Below are 23,616 nucleotides of genomic sequence, written 5' to 3'. Positions count from 1 at the left end.
GAATGCGCTGCCGTTTGATGGGAATCCGGTAGGAGCGGTTTGCTCCTTCCCGAAACGGAATGTGATGAGCCAGGATGTGATTGTCGGATGCGGAGGCTGCGACAGAAACAGCAAGGCGTGGAGGCGCCATAAGGGGCCGTTTTGCCTGTTTCCGAACGCGCTGTTCCTGAGACTTGCGATCGCGACGGGGACCGCTATGAGCGCGCGTTGCACTTCAGGTGAGAGAGTGATAGCGCCTTGGCATGGCCGCTGTGAGTCTTTAGACCGTCATTCCGGCCAAGTTCATTGCGCCCTATCAGTTGATCGGCCAGAATGACATCCGGAAGCATACGACAAAGGATTGAGGGATTTGGTCGATCTCAACACCCACATTGCGAATGCTGCGCGTGATAGGAATTCCCCGCGAGTCGTCGCGGTCCTTACAACACGGAACGAAGAACGGTTCATCGCCGAATGTCTTGAGAACCTCTTTCGTCAAGGCGTGCAGGTCTACGTCTGCGACAATCAGTCGACGGACCGAACGCTTGAGATTGCCCAGCGCTACTGCGGGGCTGGATTGATAGGATTCGAAAGTATCCCGCATAACGGCTGGTATTGCTGGGAGCACCTTCTTCGTCGCAAAGAGGAACTATTTCAGTCGCTCGAAGCAGACTGGTTCATGCATGTTGACGCTGACGAGATCCACCTTCCGCCGACTTCGTACTCATCGTTGGTCTCCGCCATCGCGGCAGCCGACGCACTCGGCTGCAACGCGATCGAGTCTTCCGAGTTCACGTTCATTCCTACCAGGGAAGCCCCCAATCACGACAATACCAATTATCAATACACGCTGCGGACCTACTACCCGTTCCGGCCGACCTCCCCACACTGCGTCCGTGCGTACAAGAAACAGGACGGCCCCATGGAGATTGCGTGGTCAGGCGGCCATCGCGTACGCTTCGGGGGGCCGGTGACGCTCTACCCCGAGCGTTTTCGCATGAAGCATTATCTGTTCCTGAGTGCAGAGCACGCCGCGCGCAAGTATGCTGGCCGCCGGTACCTGAGCGAGGAGGTCAATGGTCTTGGTTGGCACGGATGGCGACCTCGCTTGCGATCAGAGGATATCCGGCTGCCGGACGCCAGCCAGATGCGCGCCACTGCGACGGACGACGATCTGAACGAGGCCAATCCATGGTCGGCGCACTGGCTTGAGCGGTACGCCCCGTGAGCGATGTACACCTCCCCCGCATCCTGGCGATCGCGGACCGACCCGGCTGGGCGATCGATCGCAAGACCCAAAATCTCCGGCGCGTGCTGGAAAGAAGGTTCGAGATCGTCGAACGATTTCAGCATGATGTGACTGAGTCCGACGTGAACGCGGCGGACATCGTGCTCATCTTCTATTGGCTCCAAATCTCGAAACTGCCCCTGCCGGAATCGGCCCTCGCCCGGCGGTCTGACAGGCTGCTCATCGGGATCTGCAGCCACAGAGAGCTCGAGGGCGAATTCCGCGAGCCGGGGCTCGCCACCCTGCACCGGCTGGCGCGCGCTGTGTTTGTCAATAATCGGCAGCTCGAGCACGAATACGGTCCTCTACTGCGTGTTCCGGTCCACTACACGCCCAATGGGGTCGACACGACATTCTTTTGTCCCCCACAAGAGCAACCCCGGGCTGGCGAGCTCCGCGTCGGATGGGCGGGAAGTCTGAGCAACCATGGTCCGGCGCATCGGGGCTTCCACGACGTCATCGAGCCCGCGGTCGCTGCCGTGCCGGGTGTGCGACTACTGACTGCGGTTCGGGAGCAACGCTGGCGCAGCCATGACGAAATGCTCGACTTCTATCGGGGTCTCGACGTTTATGTCTGCGCCAGTCGCAGCGAAGGCACTCCCAATCCTTGCTTGGAGGCGGCGGCGTGCGGTGTCCCCTTGGTAACGACCCGTGTGGGAAACATGCCCGAGCTGATTCGGGATGGCGACAACGGGCTGTTCTTCGATGGAACTGCGGAGGGGCTTGCGAACAAGCTCGCCCTGTTGCGGGACACGCCGTCGCTGGGGTCGCAGATGGCCGCCCGCATGATCGAGACGATCCGAGAGTGGGATTGGGGAGTGCTGGCCGAAAACTATGCGCACATGTTTGCCTCGTTGCTTGCTGCAAGCGAGCGGTCGGGCCGGTGAGATGTTGCTTCAGATTGCCAAACCTGACCTTTGTAGCGCCATTCGAGATTTCCCGGATCTTCCATACCTCGCTCAGCAGAGATGACGCTGTGCAAGGCAATCGAGACCTGGTATGGGCGCCGTTCGCTATTCGATGGCGGCGACTATCATTGTTCCCGCGCAGACGCTCGTCCTTCAGAGGTGTTGCCGGGCGGCGGGTTTGGAGGCACGGTTTTCGCCCCCCCAGCTCAATAGACATCGTTCGCAGCGAATGGCCGCTTTGGGGCGGCGGGTTCAACCGATCGCTGCAACACACTCAGCGAACTTCTCCGCTGGGGTCTAGTAGAGCAAGGTCTTTCTGGGCGTCCGTTGAGCTGCCGCGCGATGGCGCTGAGCTTTGCCTGGCTGTGCAGGGATAGGTCGGTGCCACGTGGCAGATATTGGCGCAGCAGTCGCGGTCGGTGTTTTCATTCGAGCCGCGCTGCCAAGGCGATCGAGGATCGCAGAACTAGACCTCGACGTCCGTGGCCATTGTCAGCCGCTGGTGGTCGGCAAGCTCTTTGCCTCGGTCCCATGTCAGCGATTGATAGAGCTCTCCGGCAATTTCTGCGATTGCTTGATTAGGACTGAGACGACGCTTTCGGTATCTTTATTGGCGACCTTGATCAGCGTCACATAGCGCGAGTGACGCTCGACCAGCGTCGCCACGTAGCTGTTCTTGGACCCGGAGATGAGGTCGTCCTCCCAGTGGCCGGGAACTGCTCGATCTTCGACGGTGGCGGGCCGTTCGCTGATGGAGATTGCATCCTTGATCTGGCCCAGCCGACTCCGCTTCATGCTGGCGTGCGGGGAACGGCGGATCGTGCGCCTGGCTCTAAGATGCTCCAGCGGTTCCTTTTTCAGCACTCCACGTGCCTGAATGAACAGGCTGCGATAGATCGTTTCGTGCGACACCTGATTATGCGGCTCCCCTGGGTAGGTGCGCGTGAGCCAGCCGGCAATCTGCTCTGGCGACCATTTCCGCTGCAGCTTGACCGATACTGTCCACTAACCGATCAGGACAAACGGGGATGACCCTGGACGCTGCCCGAGCGGGAAGATTGACAAGCCATTGCTTGAAACCTAAGCACGGGCAACTTGTTGTCAGGGCGGGGGCCTCGGTTTTCAAGGGAGAGCTTGTTGAAAGGAATTATCCTTGCAGGAGGCAGCGGCACTCGTCTCTATCCGCTAACATTAGCCGTCTCTAAGCAAATACTCCCGATTTACGACAAGCCGATGATCTATTACCCGCTGAGCGTGCTGATGCTTTCGGGAATTCGCCAGATTCTGATCATTTCAACGCCGCGCGACTTGCCGGTGTTCCGGGAGTTGCTGGGCGACGGCTCGGAATTCGGGCTGGAGCTGTCCTACGCCGAACAGCCTCACCCCAATGGTCTTGCCGAGGCGTTCATCATCGGCCGCGAGTTCATCGGCAAGGACAGCGTGTCGATGATCCTCGGCGACAACATCTATTTCGGCGAAGGCTTGTCGCAGCTTTGCCGCACGGCGGCGGCGCGCGAAAGCGGTGCGTCCGTGTTCGCCTATCATGTCGACGATCCTGAGCGCTACGGCGTGGTATCCTTTGACAGGGTCAGCGGCACTGCCTTGACGATCGAAGAGAAGCCGCAGAAGCCGAAGTCCAACTGGGCCGTCACCGGCCTTTATTTCTATGATAACGAGGTCATCGACATCGCCTCGACGATCAGGCCCTCCGCGCGCGGCGAGCTCGAGATCACGGCGGTCAACAATGTCTATCTTGGGCGCGGGCAACTGCAGGTCCATCAGCTCGGCCGCGGCTATGCCTGGCTCGATACCGGCACGCATGACAGCCTGCATGAAGCCGCATCCTTCGTGCGTACCATCGAACACCGCCAGGGCATAAAGGTCGCCTGCCCGGAAGAGATCGCCTTCGAGCAGGGCTGGCTTGCCGCCGACAAGGTTCTGGAGCGCGCCATGCGCCTCGGAAAGAACGAATATGCCGCCTATCTTCGCAAGCGGGTCATGGATCTGACGGAGGACCAGGGTGCTTGAAATCAGGCCGCTCGGCCTCGACGACGTTGTGGAGATCGTGCCGAAGCGGCACGGCGACGCACGCGGCTTCTTCATCGAAACCTACAATGCCGAGCGCTTTGCGGAGGCCGGCATCGACCTGCGCTTCGTGCAGGACAATCACTCCTATTCCGCCGCAGCGGGCGTGGTGAGGGGGCTGCACTACCAGCTACCGCCGCGTGCCCAGGACAAGCTGCTGCGCGTGGTCCGCGGCAGCATCCTCGACGTTGCGGTCGATATCCGTCGCGGCTCCAAGAGCTTCGGGCAATGGGTCGCCCTCGAAATATCGGCCGAGAAGGGCAACCAGATCCTGGTGCCGAAAGGCTTCGCGCACGGCTTCGTCACGCTCGAGCCCGACACCGAGGTTCTGTACAAGGTCACCGACACCTATTCGCCCGAGCACGACCGGTCGATCCGTTACGACGACCCGGCCATCGGCATCGAATGGCCTGCGATATCAGGCGGGTTCCAGCTTTCGGAAAAGGATCTCAGCGCGCCGGTCCTTGGCATGGCGGAGGTGTTCGCATGAGAGGGTTTCGTGAGGAGGGCCACGTGAATTTCCTGGTGACTGGCGGTGCCGGCTTCATCGGCTCGGCCGTATGCCGGCATTTGTGCGCCAATCCGGCCTATCGCGTGACCAATCTCGACAAGCTGACCTATGCCGGCAACCTCGCCTCGCTGCGGCCGATCGAGAATGCACACAACTACAGGTTCGAGCAGGCTGACATTTGCGACGAGAAGGCGGTGCTCGACATATTGCGTCGCGACGACATCGACATCGTCATGAACCTGGCAGCCGAGAGCCATGTCGACCGCTCGATCGACGGGCCGGGCACCTTCATCGAGACCAACATCGTCGGCACCTACCGAATGCTGAATACGACCTTGGAATACTGGCGCGGCCTGCCGGAGGACCGCAAGACCCGCTTCCGCTTCCATCATGTCTCGACCGACGAGGTGTTCGGTGATCTTCCCTTCGACGGTGGCATGTTCATTGAGGAGACGCCCTATGCGCCGTCCTCGCCATACTCCGCCTCCAAGGCGGCCTCGGACCATCTGGTGCGCGCCTGGCACGAGACCTATGGCCTGCCGGTCGTGCTTTCCAACTGCTCGAACAATTACGGGCCGTACCATTTCCCCGAGAAGCTCATCCCGCTGGTCATCCTCAACGCGCTCGACGAAAAGCCGCTGCCGGTCTACGGCGCCGGCGCCAATGTGCGCGACTGGCTGTTCGTGGAGGACCACGCGCGCGCGCTGGAGCTCGTCGCGACAACGGGGCGGCCGGGCGAGAGCTACAATGTCGGCGGCAACTCCGAGCGAACCAATCTCAGCGTGGTCGAAACGATCTGCGATCTTCTCGACCTGAGAAGGCCGCGCGCCGGCGGCGGGAGCTACCGAGATTTGATCTCTTTCGTCACCGACCGGCCCGGCCACGACCGCCGCTACGCGATCGACGCCTCCAAGATCAGTCGCGACCTTGGCTGGACACCCAGGGAGAATTTCGACAGCGGCCTGGCAAGGACGGTCGACTGGTTCCTGGACAACAAGTGGTGGTGGGGCCCGATCCGCGACCAGCGCTACAACGGCGAGCGCCTGGGCCAGGTGCTGGGTGAGAACAGGAAGGGCGCGGCTTGAGGATCGCTGTCACCGGACGCGAGGGCCAGATCGCCGCGAGCCTGCTGGAGGCGGCGCAAGGACGCAGCGACATGGAAGTCGTTGCCGTGGGCCGGCCGCAACTCGACCTTGCGCGGCCCGAGACCGTGTTCAAGGCGCTCGAAGCATCGCGGCCCGATATCATCGTCTCCGCAGCCGCCTACACCGCCGTCGACAAGGCCGAGGACGAGCCCGACCTGGCTTTTGCTGTGAATGCCGAAGGCGCCGGCGCGGTCGCCGCGGCGGCGGCTCGGCTTGGCGTTCCCGTCATCCATCTTTCGACCGACTATGTCTTCGACGGCACCAAGGACGGCGCCTATGATGAGACCGATGCGCCAGCGCCGCTCGGCGTCTACGGCGCCTCCAAGCTCGCCGGAGAAGTAGCGGTGGCGGCAGCCAATCCACGCCACCTGATCCTGCGCACGGCCTGGGTCTACAGCCCCTTCGGCAGGAACTTCGTCAAGACGATGCTGAGGCTGGCTGGCGACCGCGACGAGATCGCGGTGGTGGCCGACCAGTGGGGAACCCCGACGTCTGCGCTCGATATCGCTGATGCGATCTTGCATGTGGCGGCAGTTCTGCACGGCGACAAGGACTTTGTTTCGTTCGGCATCTACCATCTGGCGGGAACCGGCGAGACCACCTGGAGCGGCTTCGCCCGTCATATCCTGGAAATAAGCAAGGCGTTGGGTGGCCCGCATGCTGGGGTGCGCGAAATCGCGACCAGAGACTATCCGACAAAGGCGCGCCGCCCAGCCAATTCGCGGCTATCGACGGCAAAATTCGCGGTCGCGTTCGGGTGGACGGCGCCGAAGTGGAGGGCGTCGGCGGAGATAGTGGTTGCCCACCTCGTAGGGAATAGTCGGAACTTAGGGCGTCGATCGAGAGACAGTGCTACGGATCGCTTGTCGGGGCTACCTCGAAGCGGTTCGGCGCCAATCAAGGACAGCCTTCAACGATGAACGAACCAACGACCCCAGCGAAGAACAGCGTTCCGAAAGCGGAAGCTACCAATACCCGTACACGGTCGCTTCGCCGGCTCTATGATACCCATGACGGCAAGGTGTCGGACAAATGGTCGATCTACCTGAGTGAATATGACCGTTTTTTTTCGAAATATCGAAGCAAGCCGGTTCGGATCCTCGAAATCGGTATCCAGAATGGCGGCTCACTTGAGATATGGGGAAAGTATTTTCCAAAGGCGGAAATTATTCTCGGCTGCGATATCAACCAGAATTGCGGTCTGCTGCGTTTCGACGACAAGAGGATAGACGTTGTCGTCGGGGATGCTAACTCGGAAGAGATCCAGAGTAGTATTGTTGCACGATCCGAGACATTCGACGTGATCATAGACGATGGGTCGCATATATCTTCCGACGTCATACGGACATTCGCGCGTTATTTTCCTCACCTCTTAGACGGTGGGATATTCGTTATCGAGGATTTGCATACCAGCTACTGGCAGGATTTCGAAGGTGGCCTCTACGATCCGCTTTCCTCGATATCGTTTTTCAAGCGATTGCTGGACTTGGTAAATCACGAGCATTGGGGACTGGATCACCGTCGAACGGATGCACTTGCAGCATTCGCCAATCGGTACGGGATCGCATTCGATGAGCCTTCGCTTGCGTCCATCCATTCCATAGAGTTCCTGAACTCTCTTTGCATCATAACTAAACGGCCGTCCCAGGAGAACGTCCTGGGGCGGCGCCATGTAGCCGGGGAGGTCGCGGCCGTCGAGCAAAGCATCCTTCGACTTGATGGTACGGTGCTGAACGCTGCCAGCCAAGCTGGAAATCCGTGGTCGTTACAGTCGATGACGATGGAAGAGGAGATCGCGGGCCACAGGGAACAGGGCGAGCATCGCGAAATGCAGACGCAGGCGCTCCTCGAAGAAGTCGCCAAGTCGCGCAGAGAGGTCGAGAGCCGCTCCGGCGAAATCGCACGCGCAAGAGCCCAACTCGCTGCGAGGGCAGAAGAGATACACGCTTTGCAAGCGGAACTGTCGACGGTGCATGTGGACGCCAGCACGCTCCTTGCCGATCGCGACAATGCGCGCTCCGAGGAAATCCGGTTGCATGGTATTCTTGATGCCGTCTACGCCAGCACGTCATGGCGACTGACCAGGCCTTTGCGCGCAATTGGGAGCCGTGTTCGCGCGATCGGCAATTCACCCATCAAGTTTTGCCGTTTCGCGGCTCGCGCCGCTTACGCCTGTTGGCACAATCTGCCGCTGCCGATCAACGCCAAGCGGAAGCTGAAGAGAGCGGCGTTTTCAACCTTCCCTTCGCTGTTTGGCGTTACGAATGCCTACCGTGCCTGGAGAAGCTTGGAGGCGCCCAACGCACCCTTGGGCGACAACGGAGCGGCATCGTATAGGTCGGCCACCTCTGGCCCGGGCTTTGCTCCTGAACCTGTCTATGTGCCGCGTCTCGAAGCGCCGCCGCTGCTTCAGAAGCCGGTGCGCGTCGTCGCGTTCTACCTGCCGCAGTTCCACCCGATCCCCGAAAACGATGAATGGTGGGGGCATGGCTTCACAGAATGGACCAATGTCAGGTCCGCCCAGCCGCAATTTGTCGGCCACCACCAGCCGCATGTACCGGATGCGCTTGGCTACTATGATCTGCGCGACACCGCCGTGCAGCGCCGCCAAATCGAGCTGGCAAAACTCTATGGAGTGGAGGCCTTCTGCTTCTATTTTTATTGGTTCGGCGGCAAGAGGCTATTGGAAAAGCCGCTCGAAAACTGGCTCGAGGACAAGAGCCTCGACATGCCGTTCTGCCTCTGCTGGGCCAACGAGAACTGGTCGCGTCGCTGGGATGGGATGGACCAGGAGATACTCATTGCCCAGGACCACTCACCCCGGGACGACCTAGCCTTCATAGCCGAGGTTGCGCCTTATCTTCGCGACCCTCGCTACATCCGAATCGACGGCAAGCCGCTGCTGCTTGTCTACCGCCCAAGCCTGCTTCCGGCGGCAGCCAAGACAGCGCGCCGTTGGCGGACATGGTGCCGGGCGAACGGTATTGGCGAGATTTTTCTCGCCTACACCCAATCCTTCGAATCGGTGCCACCCAAACGTTACGGGTTCGATGCCGCCGTGGAATTTCCGCCAAACAATTCCGCGCCGCCAAACGTCACGCACACTGTGGCGCCGCTGCGCCAGGATTTTGCCACGACTGTCTATGATTGGTCGGTTTTTCTGCAGCGCAGCGAGAACTATCCGCCCCGCAAGTACAAGCTCTTCCGCTCGGTTTGCCCCGGCTGGGACAACTCGGCACGCCGTAAGGGCGGCGGCACTGTGTTCATCAACAACACCCCCGCGCTCTACCGCAGATGGCTGGATAACGCCATTGAGGACGCGCTGACCCATGTCGACGAACCATCCGAGCGGCTGGTCTTCGTCAATGCCTGGAACGAGTGGGCGGAAGGCGCTCATCTGGAGCCCGATAGCGCAAACGGCCATGCTTACCTGCAAGCGACCCGCGACTCCTTGGAGGCGGCGAACGGAAAGCCCAAGCCCCGGATAGCAATCGTGTCCCACGATGCCCATCCCCATGGTGCACAATTGCTCGCTCTGGCGATGGCCCGGGAATTTGGGGAGCTGCAATATGATGTAGATATGATCGTCCTCGGCGATGGCCCTATGCTTTCGCGCTTTGCCGAGGTTGCGTCGCTGCACCGCGTGGCTCTCGACAGCGAGCCAGTGGAATTGGTGCGCCGAAAATTGGAGGCGATACGGAATGCTGGTGCCGAGGTCGCTATTGTAAACACCACGGTATCTGGCTTGATGGTTCCGGTCTTAAAGGAAGCTGGCTTCCGCACGGTTTCTCTAGTTCACGAACTGCCTGGAGTCTTGGAGTCCTACAGTCTGAACAGGCACGCCCTCGCCATCGCCGAACACGCCGACAAAATCGTTTTTGCAGCGTCTATCGTTCAATCCGGATTCGAGAGCTTCCTCGGCGAACCGCTCAGGCAAGCATTGATCCGTCCTCAGGGCCTCGTGCGGAGAAACCCGTTCAAAGGCCAGTCCGAGGAAGCACGTCGTCTTATTTGTGATCAGCATGGCTTTGCGCCGGGCACCCGCTATGTTCTTGCCGTAGCCTTCGTGGATCACCGAAAGGGGCCGGACCTTTTCATCGAAGTGGCAGAAAAAGTTCTTAGCTCGCATCCCGGTACAGCGTTCATTTGGATTGGTCATTTCGACCAGGGGATGAAGGAAACGATTGAAACGCTTCTTGCTCAGAAGAAGCTGAAGGATAGCGTCAAGTTCGTCGGATTTGTCCAAGACCCAATGGCATACTACGCCGGAGCGTCTGCATACGCATTGACGTCACGCGAGGATCCGTTTCCGAATGTCGTTCTAGAAGCCGCGGAAGTCGGCGTTCCGGTCGTGGCCTTTCAGGATGCAACCGGCGCAGCCGATTTCATCCTTGATAGTGGAGGTAGGCTCGCGAAGAAGCTCGACGTTGAAGATTTTGCCATTCAGCTAAGCGGGATTTTGGACGGTCCTGTCCAACACGACCTCGTTACGGTTGGATCAATGCGGCAATATCTGATGGACCTTCTTCATCACGCTACAGGGTTCCAGCGCATATCGGTGGTCGTTCCGAACTACAACTACGCGAACCACCTGTTGCAACGGCTAAGGAGTATCGCGACCCAAAGTTATCCGATCTATGAACTTATCGTGCTGGACGACGCCTCGACGGATAGAAGTGTTGAAATTATCAACAGCTTCCGCGCTGAGCACAGTGAATTGGATGTGGAACTGTCCATCAGCAGCCGGAATTCGGGATCGGTCTTTCGTCAATGGGCGAAGGGCGTCGGTCGTAGCCGTGGCGATCTGGTCTGGATCGCGGAAGCCGATGATTTCGCCGAGCCTGGCTTTCTCGAAGAGCTGGTGCCCGCCTTCGCTGATCCGTCCCTTGTGCTTGCGTATAGCCAATCTGGGCAGTTGGACGGTAAAGGCCGCGTGCTCGCAGAAAGCTATATCGACTACACCCGTGACATCTCTGACGATTGGTTGTCCGATTATACCAAGAATGGCCAAGCCGAGATCAGCGAGGCGATGAGCATAAAAAACACGATTCCGAACGTCAGTGCAGCTGTTTTCCGTCGAGTTGCGATCAGCAAAGCGATTGCCGAAATCGGCGACGAGTTGTTCAGCTTTCGCGTAGCAGGAGATTGGCTCGTTTATCTCAGAGTATTGATACAGGGAAAGATGCGATTCAGCGCGAAGCAGCTCAACTGGCACCGACGACACGCGCAGAGCGTCACACAGTCCGAAATGGCGGAGACGCATCTGAGCGAGGTACGGCGGGCGCAGGAAGTGGCACGCTCACTTGCGTTAGTTTCCGCCGAAACGCGCAGGAAGGCTGATGCCTGGCTAGAGCACGTTCGCACCTATCTCGGCGTCAAAGGTTCGGATGCGGCATGACACAGGAGCGCCCGCAGCACGCCAGCGTGCGTAGGAAGGCGGTTATCCTAGGAGCTTCAGGCTTTATCGGGATCAACCTCGCACGCACCATGGCGGAGCAAGGCTTTGAGCTTGTTTGCTTTGCCCGTTATGCGTCCGAGCATTGGCCTAGGGGGAGCATCATTATTCTTGGCGATCTAGCCACCCCGCCCCGCCAACTTCTCGCCGCGATGGAGGGCTCCATAGTCTTTCACTTGGCCAGTTCCGCACGCCCGACGGCAGCAACCGACATGGCCGTCGCTGAGATCGAGGCCAATCTGATGGCCACCGTAGGTTTGTTGGAGGCGACCAAGGGCGTGGACTGTCGATGGGTTTTTTCCTCGTCAGGAGGCACCGTCTATGGTCAGACCGACGCGGCACAAATATCTGAGGAGCACGCGAATGTGCCAATCTCATCCTACGGAACGGTCAAACTCGCAATCGAGCGATATTTCAATCTCTATCGATCCCTGCACGGGGTCGACAGTGTAATCGCGCGGATTTCGAACCCATTTGGCCCATATCAGTCGGCGGCGAAAGGCCAAGGGCTGATTGCGGCCCTGTTCGACAGGATAGCCAGCCGAACGCCGGTGGAGATCTGGGGCGATGGCCAAAATATCCGCGACTACGTCTATATCGACGACGTCACGCAGGCATTGATCTTGCTCGGCCTTCGTGGAAGCGCTGGGGAAGTCTACAATGTTGGCTCCGGCGTGGGCACAAGCGTAATCGAACTGGCGACCAAAATATCCGCCATTCTTCGCATTCCGGCGGAACTTGTCTACGCGCCGGCCCGTGGAGTCGATGTCCGCCGAAACGTTCTCGATATACAGAAGATCCAACGCGATCTCGGCTGGCGCCCGGTTCATACGCTTGATGAGGGCGTCGCCCTCACGTATCGCTGGCGGCAGAGCCAAAGCCCAATTCCGGGGCAGTTCGCGACAGCGGGCAATGGCTGAGCCACACGCCTCCGCGCGGCTTCCTATGTCGGGCCTGAGCACCCAAGGGATATCACTTGCGATAAGTCAAGGTTTAATTGGGCGACTTGGGTCCCGCGTCTAGCAGCGAACTCATCAAGGCTGTGCCCGCGCCGCCACAGGGGCTTCTTATGTAGGGGTTAAGCGGCTAAGAGGGGCCCGTAGGCGTCGTACTGAACCTGGTTGAACTCGATGGCGATCCGCGCTTCCTCTGAAAGACACATGAACATGAAATTAGTGATCCATGCCGGCTTTGGAAAGACTGGAAGTAGCGCCATTCAAGAAGCATTGCATGTTTATTCGGCGGCGCTTGAACAGGATGGAATTCGCAAGATTGGCGGTGATCTGACGTTCGATCAGCCTGGGATCCCGCAATGGTTGGTCGAAGAGGCCTGCGAGAGAGACGAGGTATTGACCGAGCGGCTCGGTCGGGAAATCAAAAGAGTTGCGCCGTCTGTCGCAGTACTTTCTGCAGAAAATCTTGAATCTCCGAAGAAACCGCGACTCTTATCGGGAATTGATTGCGAGATCGATACGATCGTCGTCATTTACATGCGCCCGCAATTCCAATGGATACCAAGCGCGTGGAAGCAGTGGTACATGAAGGATGCCACCAGCCTTCGAGCTTTCGTTGAGCGTTGCTTGACAACCGGAATGCCGAATTGTCTGGAATCGCTAAACGCGTGGCGCGCAGCACTACCACGAGCTCGGGTCATTGTGAGGCCGCTCGGCCCGACTCTTGTCGGAGGTGGTGTCGTCCCGGACTTCTTTGGTTTGATCGGGAGCAGCATCTCCCCTCTAGATTTGAGGGCGAACGAAGGGATCGATTATTCTCTCCTCCACCTGATGGCCAAGCGCGCGCGGGATCTCTTCTCGGGGTATCACGACGTCGAACTTGAAAGATGGTTGCTGACAGTGCTACCCGACGAGTACAAACGCGCCAACGTTCCCATGCTCGACCTCCTGACGGCCCGGAGTATCGCAAAACGGTTTCGGGAAGAGAATGTACAGATTCTCTCCGACTTCTCTGATATCCCTGAGCCGGCACAGTTTTTGGATCGACATTGGTGCCCGGAAGTAAACCAGATATCATATCTTGAGATGACGGATGCCGAGCTGACCTCACGCGGATTGGCTATTCTTAGCCAGATAGGGCCTGATGTTTTGGAACGTTTCGCTAGATGGTCTGAAAAATGACTCCATCTGGAATGCCCCGGCGGTCCAAGTCTCCCGCATTTCGCCGCTGGCCACCGCCGGCAGGAGATGCGACAAGCCGGGATAGTCCTTGTTCGGCAAGGAAATCATATAGAGGCCGAAGTCGTCCGAGCCGAGCCGGCGTAGGAAAACGAGCGCCTCTTCAAGGGCATCCGTCGGCAGCCCCGCGCCCTGCGGCCCTCAAGTGTGGGGCGGCTACGGAAAACATGCGGTTCTAGCTCTTCCTGGGCTTTCTGACCCACGCGTTCGTTGGTTTAGTTTCCCCAAGGCACCGCACTTTGGGCATGCGAATCGTCATTTGGCCCTTCGATCGTCACGAGGGGAATTAATGGCCTTCTCTCCGGATGATGACTTGATGATGCCGGATCATCTTGCCCTCATGCGCGACCAATTCGTCGATCCGTCGGTGGCTCTTGTTTGTGGCCAAGTCGGTGGACCGGCCAAGGGCAGACAGGTGCCTCTGCCGACCATTTACGGGGCGAGGAAGACTTGCGCCATGCCTCGCTGCAGGATTTTCGCGAGGTGAACTAATCGCTCATCTCGGCCATAGCGTCGAAGTGGCCGATCTGAATCCCGTCTTTGTCTTTTGTTTCGCCCATCTCTTCGCCTCGCTCGGGTCTGACTCTCTAAGCGAGAGCACAGCGATCCTTAAGCGGCGACGTCCGGCAAATGGGCAACGCTCGTTTCCGATGGCAACTAGGCGGCCTGCAGTATCACGGACGTCTGGAAAACATCGAATATCGACCGCTCATAGCCGAGCATCTTCCACCCATCCTTCCTGAAAAAATCGAAGGTGAGGGACGTGTCGCCGTATGTCTCGCCTTCAATGCCGTTGTGAGGCAGGTAGGCGATCCCGGTGGTTTGGTGCTCCTTCACCAGTTTTGCTTGGACGTTTGTTTTCCGAACTTGATCAATGAACGGCCAGAATTCGACTGGGCGAATCGTCAGAATAAACAAAGCTCCGTCCCGCAGATGACCTCTCATGGCCAGCAGGCAGGCGTCGGCGGCGCTCGGGGCAAGATGGGTGAACACAGAGAAAGCAAAGGCGAGATCAAATTTAGTATCGCCGACCGGCAGCCTTTCGGGCACTCGCTCGGACTGCACAAAATGACCAAGCATGCCGGCCTCTTTGCAGGTCATGAGCGAATTTTCCCATGCGTCGACGCCCCAGAGGCGATCCGGATCTGAGAAGAAGTACATCATCCGCATGATGCGCCCGTAGCCGCATCCGAAGTCGAGGATCGTGGAGCCGTGAAGCGGCTTTTGAGTATGGCGAACGGCGCAGCTCTCAACGATCCGCGTGAAGGCAAGGGTCTGCTTCAGGAGTTCAACGCCACTTGCACCCGTCCAGGTGGTCTGTATTTCTGGGCTGGCCATGCGCGGCAGTATCTTCGAGAGCGCTGGGTATTCTTTGTTCGGCAAGGAAATTACGAACAGCCCGAAGTCGTCGAGGCTTAGCTTTCTGAGCGCGGCGAGGGCCTGTTCAGGGCTCCCAGTTTTGGCCGCGATATGCTCCGCCTCTGCCAGGTACGGCAATGTGTGTTGCATACTTCCTCCGGATCGCCGAGGCCTTGTTAGCAACGGTCGATCAACTAGACTAGGTATGGGCCGGTGTCACCAGGCCCGCCAGTGTTTTTTCACAGTGGCCAAGTCGCCTTCAGTCAGTAGCGCGTGCGATCTGACGTTGCCCCCAGTTTTTATCCAGTTTTGAGTTCGTTTCCGGCGTGGGTTTTGCCCTGCTGGGCGGGTGAAGCGACGGGCGCTGGCGCGGAGCCTTTGGCATAGCGCAGCGCGAGCGACCGTCGCGGATTGAAGGTGCTGGCGAACTCGGCCGGTGTCTGCCAGGCGATTTGGGAGTGCGTCCGCGCGGTGTTGTAGTCGGCGCGCCACAGGGCGATGGCTACGCGCGCCTGAGCCTGCGAGGTAAACAGCGTCTCGTTGAGTAGTTCATCGCGCAGTCGGCCATTGAAGCTCTCGATGAAGCCGTTCTGCATCGGCTTTCCGGGCGCAATGTAATGCCATTCGACGCGGTTCTGATCCGCCCAGGCGAGGATGGCGTTCGAGGTGAACTCGCTGCCATTGTCGCTGACGATCATCCTCGGCCGGCCACGCTCGGTGATGAGCCGGTCCAGTTCGCGGGCAACCCGCATGCCCGAGAGAGATGTATCAACGATGAGTACCAGGCACTCTCTCGTGCAATCGTCGACGACGGCCAGGATGCGCAAGCGACGGCCGTCGGTGAGCTGGTCCGATACGAAGTCGAGCGACCAGCGCTCGTCGGGCCTCAGCGGCACAAGCATCGGCGCCCTGGTCCCGATCGCCCGCTTGCGGCCGCCACGTCGGCGAACGGCGAGCTTCTCCTCCCGATAGAGGCGGAACAGCTTCTTGTGGTTCACGACCAGGCCCTCCCGCCTCAGCATCACGAGCAGGCGCCGGTAGCCGAACCGGCGACGCTCCTGCGCGATCGCCTTCATCCGTGCGCGAAGCTCGCGGTCGTCGGGCCTGCTGGTCTCGTAGCGAACCGTCATGCGGCAACCGCCGATGGCTTTACACGCCCGCCGTTCGCTCATCCCGAAGCCTTCCTTCAGGCGAGCGACAGCTTTCCGCTTGGCCGCGGGCGTCACCATTTCTTTCCCACGAGATCCTTCAACGCGGCATTGTCGAGCATGGCGTCGGCCAGAAGCCGCTTCAACCGCGTGTTCTCGTCCTCCAGCGCCTTCAGTCACCGAGCCTCGGAAACATCCATCCCGCCGAAGCGGGCCTTCCAGTTGTAGATCGAAGCATCACTGACGCCGTGCTTCCGACACAGATCGACGACCGAGACCCCGGCCTCATGCTCCTTCAGAATTCCGATGATCTGCTCTTCAGAAAAGCGGCTGCGCTTCATGTCCTGGTCCTCTTCGATGGGCCAGAACGAACTTCAAACCGGATTAGACTACAGGGGCAAGGTCAGATCAGCCAAGGGTAGCCAACCGATCATTCTTGTTGATCACCAAGACATCGTGATTGTTTGCCCATCCGCGCTCGATGTACGAGGCGCGCACGCCGGGAATTGTGTCGGCGATGTCGAGAACAGCGGACGGCTTCGACAGCGATAGGCCATAGTCCTCCACGCCGGCAAGGGTGGTGTATCGCGAATAGCCGAAGCCGGTTGTCTCGAACTCTCGGCGAACTCGCGCCTCATCCACGCCGCCGTGAAACTTGGTATTTTTCCCAGTGAAATAGCCATGGAAGGTGGCGACAAGAACGCCGTGATCGCTCAGATGGTCGGCAAGGTAGTGCAGCCATGCATCCGTTCGCCGCTTGTCGACGTGAGTGAAGAGCGACCCGACCCAGATCATGTCGAGTTTTTTTGGCAGATCAACCTGCAGCAGGTCAGCCTTTGAGTGTATGGCTTTCCCGCCAAACGCTCGGGCGCAAAAGTCAGCCCCTTCGGCATCAATGTCGCAATAGAAAAGCTCGGCATTGGGAAAGAGCTGCCTAAGGTGCCGGCCAACGCGGCCGTGGCCGCAAGGCAAGTCGAGAACCGTCATCACCTGGCTGCGCCACGAAAGCGAGAGGCCTGTGAGAATGGCCTGCACGCCCGACTTCCCGACGTTGAAGTAATGTGACGGACCAGTGTTGTACATTACATCGTTTGGGTGAAGTTCGGTGCTGACCGCTCTATTAGCGTAGTCTGAATAAAGGGTTGCAATTTGCTCGAAAGTCATTTTGGTTGCCACCTGCTGCTGTTCACAGAGCGCCTTGTAAACATAAATTGCATGCCTTGCATTCAACATGTCGTGCTCGACGTGGCGGCGCTTCCGGCGCCTGGGCGTAGACGATGGCTGCATGCACTGGGATCTGATCAAGGTGCTCTATTGCCAGCCATGCCGGGATGCCGGCCGCCCTGATCGCAACCTTCAGTTCACAAACCGCGCCGTGACGCCGGACAAGCGCTGCTAGATGTTTGATCCCGGGCTTTGATGGAGCATCCTTGTCTTCCGAATCAAAAGATGCGCTATGGGCAAGTTCTGCATGGGAGCGCCACAACGACAGAGGCGGTCCGTCGAGCGATACAGCATAGTCAAGAGAGGCTGAGGACGCTGGCCAAGCGCCATCGGGATCAACTAGAAGACGGTTGCGAAGTGGAAGAGGCCAGCTTCGGTCGCCGATCTACCGACGGTCCGAAGGAACCGAGTTCGACGGTGCTCTCGATTGAGGAAGAGGCGGTCATTGTTGCTTTCCGCCGCTACACGCTGCTGCCGCTCGACGACTGCCTCTATGCGCTTCAAGCGCCCATCCCGCACCTGACGCGATCTTCATTGCATCGCTGCCTGCAGCGCCATGGCATCGGCCGGCTCCCGGATGTCGAGGGCGACAAACCGGCGAAGAGGAAATTCAAGAGCTACCCGATCGGCTACTTCCACATCGACATTGCCTAGGTCAGGACCGAGCAGGGCAAGCCGCAGATGTTCGTCGCTATCGACCGCACCCTCGAGTTCGCCTTCGTCGAGTTGCACGAGAAGGCCCCCACAGCCGTATCAAGAGACTTTCTAGTGCGGTTAATCGCGGCCGTGCCCTAACAAGATCCATACCGTGCTTACCGACAATGGCATCCAGTTCACCACCCCCTATGCCGGTGGCTCGGCGGTGCCGCTGATCAAAGAGGCAATCGCAAGTGGCGAGATATTCCGCGCTCACGCCTTCGAATACGCCTGCGCCAGGAACGACATCGAGCACCGCACGACCAAGGCCAGGCATCCGTGGACTAACGGCCAGGTCGAGAGAATGAACCGGACTATCAAGGACGCCACCGTCAAGCGCTTCTACTACGAAGCCACGACCAACTCCGCACCCATCTCGCCGACTTCGTCGCCGCCTACAACTTCGCCCGCAGGCTCAAGACCCTCAAGGGTCTCACGCCCTACGAGTTCATTGCAAGGCGTGGGCGTCACAACCGGAACCTTCAAACTCAATCCGCTTCAGCAAATGCCGGGACTAAACATCTGGCGAAAGCTAAAGCTAATGAAATGCGTTAGTTCTTTGAACCGGCGAGGCGAGGAGAAGCTGCGCCATCCCTCGCTGAAGGACTTCCGTGAGGGAACCAGTTGCGGTGGCTTCAACGGTTAGCCGCCCTTTCGAGGGCTTGCTGATTTGGGTAGCTAGGTGTCTCGCCGAGCCTTATCAGCGCGATGTCGTCCTTGATTTCCACACTGCCGGGAGCAGGCCAAACCGGCATCGTTGAAAGACGGATAATTGTTCGGTCGACTTGATCCGGCGTTGCGCCGTTCAAATTGGAATAACCCAGCAGTTTCATGTAGTAGGCAATCCGCCAGGAATTGCCGCCGTCCCATTCGAAGAAGGAGTATCCCACCGTTGAGCCGGGCGTTCTTGGATATGTGGTCGCAAATGGCTGCGAGCCGAAAACGCTGATGGCATATGTGCGTTTTGCGTCATACCCCGGTGTCGTCGACAATCGGTTGTAGATCGAGACGGCAAGAAGAGTATCGTGCTTGTCGAGTAGGTAGTTGGATGCCTGGCGAGAATTCTGGATGACCTGGATCTGGAAAAGCGCCACCGCCAGCAATATCGCCGACGGGGCCTGAATCCTGGGATTTTTGCTCGTCACAGCTACATAGGCAAAAAGCCACACCGCGATCGGCGCTCCAGCCAGACTTCGGGTGGGCATGTTTCCGGCGGCGAGGAAATGAAAACCGAAGGGAACGAGTAACGAAGCGAAGGCTGCTGCCGTCAACAGCAGTCTTGGACGGGCGGTGTCCTTAAAAACGGCCAAGCCACCCAGCGCGAGCAGTGGCGGAATCGCCCATAGCGCAGCACCATAGGTGGCAAAGTCGAGGCCGTACACGCCTTTTACAGCGTTCAACACGCGCCCAATGACAGTCGCCGGATGTTGAAACAGAAAGCTCAGTTGGAAAAGAGATTCGAAATACTCGTTTCTCCCGGTGACAAATGACCTAAAGATAACGTCGCCGAGTTTGTAGAGCAGCGTAGCGCCGACCAGGAGGACTCCCATCCGAAACAGGTCCGTAGGAAATGATTTGCTGGCGTCAGATCGCGCCCGAAGAACGGAAACCGCGATGCCCAGTACAAGTATTCCAGGCGCAAAACTCTGATAAGTCGAAACCGCGAAGCTGCCGGCGACTATTGCGCATAAGAAACGCAGGCTGAGGACCGAATTGTCCCCTTTGCTAACGAGCCAAACCGAAAGAGCCATCGCGAAAAGACCGATCCCGATCGTGGCAATATTCGAGTAAAACTCGACCATGAAGAACCATGTCGGGAAGCCGCAGAAAAGCGCAAAACATGCGTACTCCGCCGCGGAGAGCTCGTGCTTGTCGATGATGTCCATGACAAGGAGGTAGGCACCAACACAGCCCAGGCCAAAGATGCCTGGTGTGAGGAAAGGTATGATGGGATTAGGAAGGATAAATGTCTCGATGAGGTAGGCGCCCCAGCGCCCTTGGATAATCCAGATCGAGGCCTCCGTTCTGAAGGCTGCGACCTCCTCATCAATCGATAGTTGGAAGGAAGTCAGTTCAGAGAAATACATCACGGCAAAGATCGCGAAGAGATTAATTGCCGGTCGGATGGTGCTTGTTCGCGTCAGCATGGTCTGCGGAGTATCCATCGAGAAATCAGGAAGTTGAGGACGGTCGTCGTGGCAAGGGTCATGAAGAACGCGACAACGGTGTTTTGCAGAATGCCTTCGAGAAACTGAAGGGTAGTCAATCCGATCACAAACACGACAGCGATCGAGCTGCCGATGGCCAGCCTGTCGGCAATGCCGGTACGACCGCCGGGAAATACGCGGTCGGGATAGAACACCATCGCAAACGCTAGGCCCGCCAGCCAGGCAATCGCGTAGGAAAGGGCCGATGGGAGTACGGTGAGGCCGGCGAAATAGACAAGGCTGGTCAGCGCGGTGTTCAGGCCGCCGGCGACAAGAAAGCGGATGGCATCCGCGCCGATGCGATCAGCTGCCATCCCGCCCGACCACAGCGAGGAAATCCGAATAGTCTCTGATGTAGTCGGCTGCATCATACGGATGTGAAGCCATGACCAACAGGACAGTATCGGGCTGGAACTTGTACTGAATGCCCCAAATTCCCGGGGGTAGATGAAGGCCGATCGACGGATCAGACAACGACACCTCTTTTCTGTCATGACCGTCATCGACGACCACCGAAAGCCGGCCATGGGCCGCGATCAAGAACTGATGACACTGGCGATGCGCATGTTCCCCCCTGACCTTGTCGGAAGGGACCCCATAGACCAGGAACGTGCGCGCCGGCCTGAAGGGCAGGTTCGAGCCGAACTCGAGCGGAGCAAGCTCGCCGCGCAGGTCGCTGAAATGCGGCAGCCGCCAGAGCTCGCAATCGCCAACGCCAAGTGGCATTCTGTCGCCAGCTGCATTGGGGATCGCTTGTGTCACCACCGGTTCCACTTGCGGGCCGGTCTGATAGCCGATGATGATGGCTGGATTTCCAACCACCACGGCATTGGCGGGGACGTTCTTGGTCACCACCGCGCCGGCGCCGATCATAGCCTGACGGCCGATGGTTATGCCCGGCAGAATCGTCGCGTTGGCGCCGATCGACGCGCCATCCTCGACGGTCGTCAGCAGAAACGTTTCGGGGTATTCCTTCGAACGGGGGAAGCGATCGTTGGTGAACGTCGCATTCGGGCCGACAAAGACGCGATTGCCCAAGCGAAGGCCGTCCCACAATTGGACACCGCACTTTATGGTCACTTCATCGCCGATGATCACATCATTCTCGATGAAAACATGGTCGCAAATGTTGCAATTCGAGCCGACCACGGCGCCGGGTAGGACGTGGGCAAACGCCCAGATGCGGGTTCCTTCGCCGACGTGCGAAGTCTCGCAAATGCCACGGTCATGAACAAAGAACGGTCTGTCCGTCATTTGGATGTTCCATCGACGACGCGGCTTATGATTCTGAGCGGGCGCGATTTGGTGTTTTCAACAGCGCGCCAAAGGTAGCAGCCAAGAATGCCCTGCACCGCAAGGCTGGCCGATCCGAAACCGGTGATCAGCAGCACCAGCGTCGTGTAGCCGGCAGGGTCGATCTTGCCAAGCAATCGGGCAACCACGGTGACGAATGCGAATATCAAGCTTAGTGCGCAACCGACAATGCCCGCCCAGAGCGTCAGAACGATCGGAAAGTCGGAAAACGAGAATATGCTGTCCATCATGTAGCGGAACCTGCGTGCCATGCTCCAGGCGCTCTTTCCATGTTCTCGCTCGCGGCGGCGATAGGCTACGAATTCTCGCCTGAATCCCACCCAGAACAGCTGCACAACAAGCGAACTGTTCGGCTCTTCAATCGACAGGATCGATTCCAGCACCTGGCGATTGCAGGCGAAAATATCGACCCCGCCACTCGGCATGCTGGGCAGGACCAGCTTGCGGTAGGCAGCCCAGAAGGCCTTGGACAGAAAACGGGTCAGGGGCGGATCATCGCGCCCGACCCTGCGGCCAAAGACGACATCCGCCCCGTCTTTCTCCAGTATCGAAAAGAACTCGACGATGAGTTCCGGCGGTTCCTGCAGATCGGCGGCCATCGCGGCAACCTGATTGCCTGAAGCATGTTCGAGGCCGGTTCTAATGGCGGTGAAGGAGCCGAAATTGCGGCTGTGGAAGATGATCTTGTAGACATAGGCGGAGTTCTTCAACTCGGTGACCAGCAGGGCGCCCGATTCATCCGGCGACCCGTCGACGACGAAGACAAACTCGATGTCGCCTTGATACATGGAATGGAAATTAGCGATCGCTTGCAGAAGGGAGGGGATGTTCGCCTGATTTCGATAAATCGGGAAAACGATCGAGCGTGTTGTCACATTGCCTCCCATTCGCCGAGGGCCAGGCACACCTGCTCTATCTCGTTATTCGTCATGTCGGGATAGCAAGGGACGGAACAGAGTCGGCCCACGCTGGCTCTTGATACAGGGAGGTTCTCAATTCCTTTCATCGGCAAGTCCGCCCAGCCGACCTGGTCGCAATCCAGCACAGGGTAGTGAATTTCGGTATCCACGCCACGCTCTTTCATGAACGCTCTGAATGCATCCCGATCGTCACAGAGGGCCACGGCGAGGTGGGCGACAGCGCCGTCGCCTCCGTTCAAGAATTTCACCCGGCGCCTGGCGACGGACTTGTATCGGTCCAGGATGGCGCGGCGTTGTTCATTGCGATTGTCCACATCAGGGAGCAATACATCCAGTATCGCGGCCTGGACCTCGTCCATGCGGGAATTTCGCCCTCCCGGGATGCCGACATGATACTTTGAAGTCCAGCCATACTGTTGCAACTGTCGCACTTGTCCGGCGAGTGCAGGATCAGAGGTGAGGACCGCGCCGCCGTCACCCATCGCGCCGAGATTCTTGGTCGGGTAAAAGCTGAAAGTAGCGATATCTCCAAGTGACCCGGCCATATTGCCGCCGATACGGGCCCCGTGCGCCTGAGCGCAATCCTCGACGATCGGAATGTGTGAGAGGCCAGCCAGTGCAAGTCCAGCTCTGATGGCCCGGACATCGACGACACCGCCATAAAGGTGTGTAACGACGATTGCAGCGGTATCTGCGCAGACTGCTTCCTGCACTGACTGAACACTTACGAGCTGGCTGGCCGGTTCGATGTCAACATAATGCGGAATGAGATCGTTGTGCCAGCAGGCGCAGCTGGCATATCCCCCAGCGTTGGCCGTCATGATCACTTCGCGGCCGCGTGTATCGCCGAGTCTGGCGACTGAGGCCAGGGCGAGCTCAAGGGCGTCCGTTCCGTTGGCCACAAGGACACAGTCCGACACCCCTACAAACTCCGCAAAGTTCGCGGCGAATCTTCTTCCCGTGCTTCCGTTGAGCCACCACCCGGAACGCAGCGTGCTGGCTACTTCGCGGTCGATTTTGACCTCGTAGCGCTGATATAGGCGCTTCAGATCATTCATCGGAACGGCATTTGGCTTCGTCATCAACAACTCAAGAGTCTAGCGTAATTCATCTGGCACGTTCGCGAGTCTGTAAGTTCAGCAGCCGCTAACGTAGCGAAAATCTTGCATTGTGGGCGTAACAGAG

Annotated in this window: 16 protein-coding genes and 3 pseudogenes; 10 read left to right on the top strand and 9 right to left on the bottom strand. The window is 58.7% G+C overall.

Features of this window, described 5'->3' with window-relative positions; all coding sequences use genetic code 11:
• Positions 1-349 precede the first annotated feature (349 nt).
• Positions 350-1,207 carry a glycosyltransferase gene (locus tag EN786_RS07090; RefSeq protein WP_245478292.1) on the top strand — a complete coding sequence of 286 codons (858 nt, stop codon included), beginning with the start codon at positions 350-352 and terminating at the stop codon, positions 1,205-1,207.
• Entirely contained in the window at positions 1,204-2,154 is a 951-nt protein-coding gene (locus EN786_RS07085) for a glycosyltransferase family 4 protein (protein WP_127310390.1), read from the top strand. The genes EN786_RS07090 and EN786_RS07085 overlap by 4 nt, the downstream gene beginning before the upstream one ends.
• 318 nt (positions 2,155-2,472) lie before the next feature.
• Here the strand turns inward: EN786_RS07085 and EN786_RS38515 are convergent.
• Positions 2,473-3,174, bottom strand: a pseudogene (locus EN786_RS38515) (IS30 family transposase); the annotation flags it as partial.
• A gap of 138 nt (positions 3,175-3,312) precedes the next feature.
• Between EN786_RS38515 and rfbA the strand changes: the two are divergent.
• The 7 genes from rfbA to EN786_RS07045 all read left to right on the top strand — a co-directional run bounded on the left by rfbA (position 3,313) and on the right by EN786_RS07045 (position 13,506).
• The gene (gene rfbA / locus EN786_RS07075) at positions 3,313-4,203 is read left to right on the top strand and encodes a glucose-1-phosphate thymidylyltransferase RfbA (protein ID WP_127391631.1); all 891 of its coding nucleotides are present in this window, start codon (positions 3,313-3,315) and stop codon (positions 4,201-4,203) included.
• Positions 4,196-4,750: a dTDP-4-dehydrorhamnose 3,5-epimerase gene (gene rfbC / locus EN786_RS07070; protein WP_127309983.1), complete on the top strand. Its 555-nt coding sequence runs from the start codon at positions 4,196-4,198 to the stop codon at positions 4,748-4,750. Before rfbA ends, rfbC begins: the two co-directional genes overlap by 8 nt.
• Positions 4,751-4,773: 23 nt before the next feature.
• On the top strand, positions 4,774-5,856 hold the full coding sequence (gene rfbB, locus EN786_RS07065; protein ID WP_127309984.1) for a dTDP-glucose 4,6-dehydratase: 1,083 nt from the start codon (positions 4,774-4,776) through the stop codon (positions 5,854-5,856).
• Entirely contained in the window at positions 5,853-6,836 is a 984-nt protein-coding gene (gene rfbD, locus EN786_RS07060; protein WP_127309982.1) for a dTDP-4-dehydrorhamnose reductase, read from the top strand. The genes rfbB and rfbD overlap by 4 nt, the downstream gene beginning before the upstream one ends.
• Positions 6,833-11,314, top strand: a complete 4,482-nt coding sequence (locus tag EN786_RS07055; RefSeq protein WP_127309981.1) for a glycoside hydrolase family 99-like domain-containing protein — start codon at positions 6,833-6,835, stop codon at positions 11,312-11,314. The genes rfbD and EN786_RS07055 overlap by 4 nt, the downstream gene beginning before the upstream one ends.
• Positions 11,311-12,291, top strand: coding sequence for an NAD-dependent epimerase/dehydratase family protein (locus EN786_RS07050; RefSeq protein WP_127309980.1), 981 nt, complete (start codon positions 11,311-11,313; stop codon positions 12,289-12,291). Before EN786_RS07055 ends, EN786_RS07050 begins: the two co-directional genes overlap by 4 nt.
• A 240-nt stretch (positions 12,292-12,531) precedes the next feature.
• Positions 12,532-13,506: a hypothetical protein gene (locus tag EN786_RS07045; protein ID WP_127309979.1), complete on the top strand. Its 975-nt coding sequence runs from the start codon at positions 12,532-12,534 to the stop codon at positions 13,504-13,506.
• Positions 13,507-14,220: 714 nt separating this feature from the next.
• Here EN786_RS07045 and EN786_RS07035 read toward each other — a convergent pair.
• The 3 genes and pseudogenes from EN786_RS07035 to EN786_RS07025 form a co-directional block, all read right to left on the bottom strand.
• Positions 14,221-15,072, bottom strand: a complete 852-nt coding sequence (locus EN786_RS07035; RefSeq protein WP_127309977.1) for a class I SAM-dependent methyltransferase — start codon at positions 15,070-15,072, stop codon at positions 14,221-14,223.
• A 149-nt stretch (positions 15,073-15,221) separates the two neighbouring features.
• Positions 15,222-16,411 (bottom strand): annotated as a pseudogene (locus EN786_RS07030) (IS3 family transposase).
• 67 nt (positions 16,412-16,478) lie between these two features.
• Entirely contained in the window at positions 16,479-17,303 is an 825-nt protein-coding gene (locus EN786_RS07025) for a class I SAM-dependent methyltransferase (RefSeq protein WP_187331203.1), read from the bottom strand.
• Positions 17,304-17,519: 216 nt separating this feature from the next.
• Here EN786_RS07025 and EN786_RS07020 point away from each other — a divergent pair.
• Positions 17,520-18,545 (top strand): annotated as a pseudogene (locus tag EN786_RS07020) (IS481 family transposase).
• Positions 18,546-18,625: 80 nt separating this feature from the next.
• On the opposite strand, the gene EN786_RS07015 reads toward EN786_RS07020, so the two are convergent.
• The 5 genes from EN786_RS07015 to EN786_RS06995 are packed head-to-tail and all read right to left on the bottom strand — an operon-like array spanning position 18,626 to position 23,513.
• A complete protein-coding gene (locus tag EN786_RS07015) occupies positions 18,626-20,155 on the bottom strand; it encodes a glucosyltransferase domain-containing protein (protein ID WP_135908104.1) in 1,530 nt (509 codons plus the stop codon).
• Entirely contained in the window at positions 20,131-20,511 is a 381-nt protein-coding gene (locus EN786_RS07010) for a GtrA family protein (RefSeq protein WP_135908102.1), read from the bottom strand. Before EN786_RS07010 ends, EN786_RS07015 begins: the two co-directional genes overlap by 25 nt.
• A complete protein-coding gene (locus EN786_RS07005) occupies positions 20,501-21,451 on the bottom strand; it encodes a WxcM-like domain-containing protein (protein ID WP_127310548.1) in 951 nt (316 codons plus the stop codon). The genes EN786_RS07010 and EN786_RS07005 overlap by 11 nt, the downstream gene beginning before the upstream one ends.
• Complete coding sequence (locus EN786_RS07000) at positions 21,448-22,386, bottom strand: glycosyltransferase family 2 protein (protein WP_210212306.1); 939 nt, start codon at positions 22,384-22,386, stop codon at positions 21,448-21,450. Before EN786_RS07000 ends, EN786_RS07005 begins: the two co-directional genes overlap by 4 nt.
• Positions 22,383-23,513 carry a DegT/DnrJ/EryC1/StrS family aminotransferase gene (locus tag EN786_RS06995; protein WP_127310550.1) on the bottom strand — a complete coding sequence of 377 codons (1,131 nt, stop codon included), beginning with the start codon at positions 23,511-23,513 and terminating at the stop codon, positions 22,383-22,385. Before EN786_RS06995 ends, EN786_RS07000 begins: the two co-directional genes overlap by 4 nt.
• Positions 23,514-23,616: the final 103 nt, after the last annotated feature.

Source organism: Mesorhizobium sp. M4B.F.Ca.ET.143.01.1.1, assembly GCF_004792275.1.
In the GTDB taxonomy this organism is placed as follows: Bacteria; Pseudomonadota; Alphaproteobacteria; order Rhizobiales; family Rhizobiaceae; genus Mesorhizobium; species Mesorhizobium abyssinicae.
Note: the sequence above shows the minus strand (reverse complement) of the source record. Positions and strands in the feature narration are given on the sequence as shown.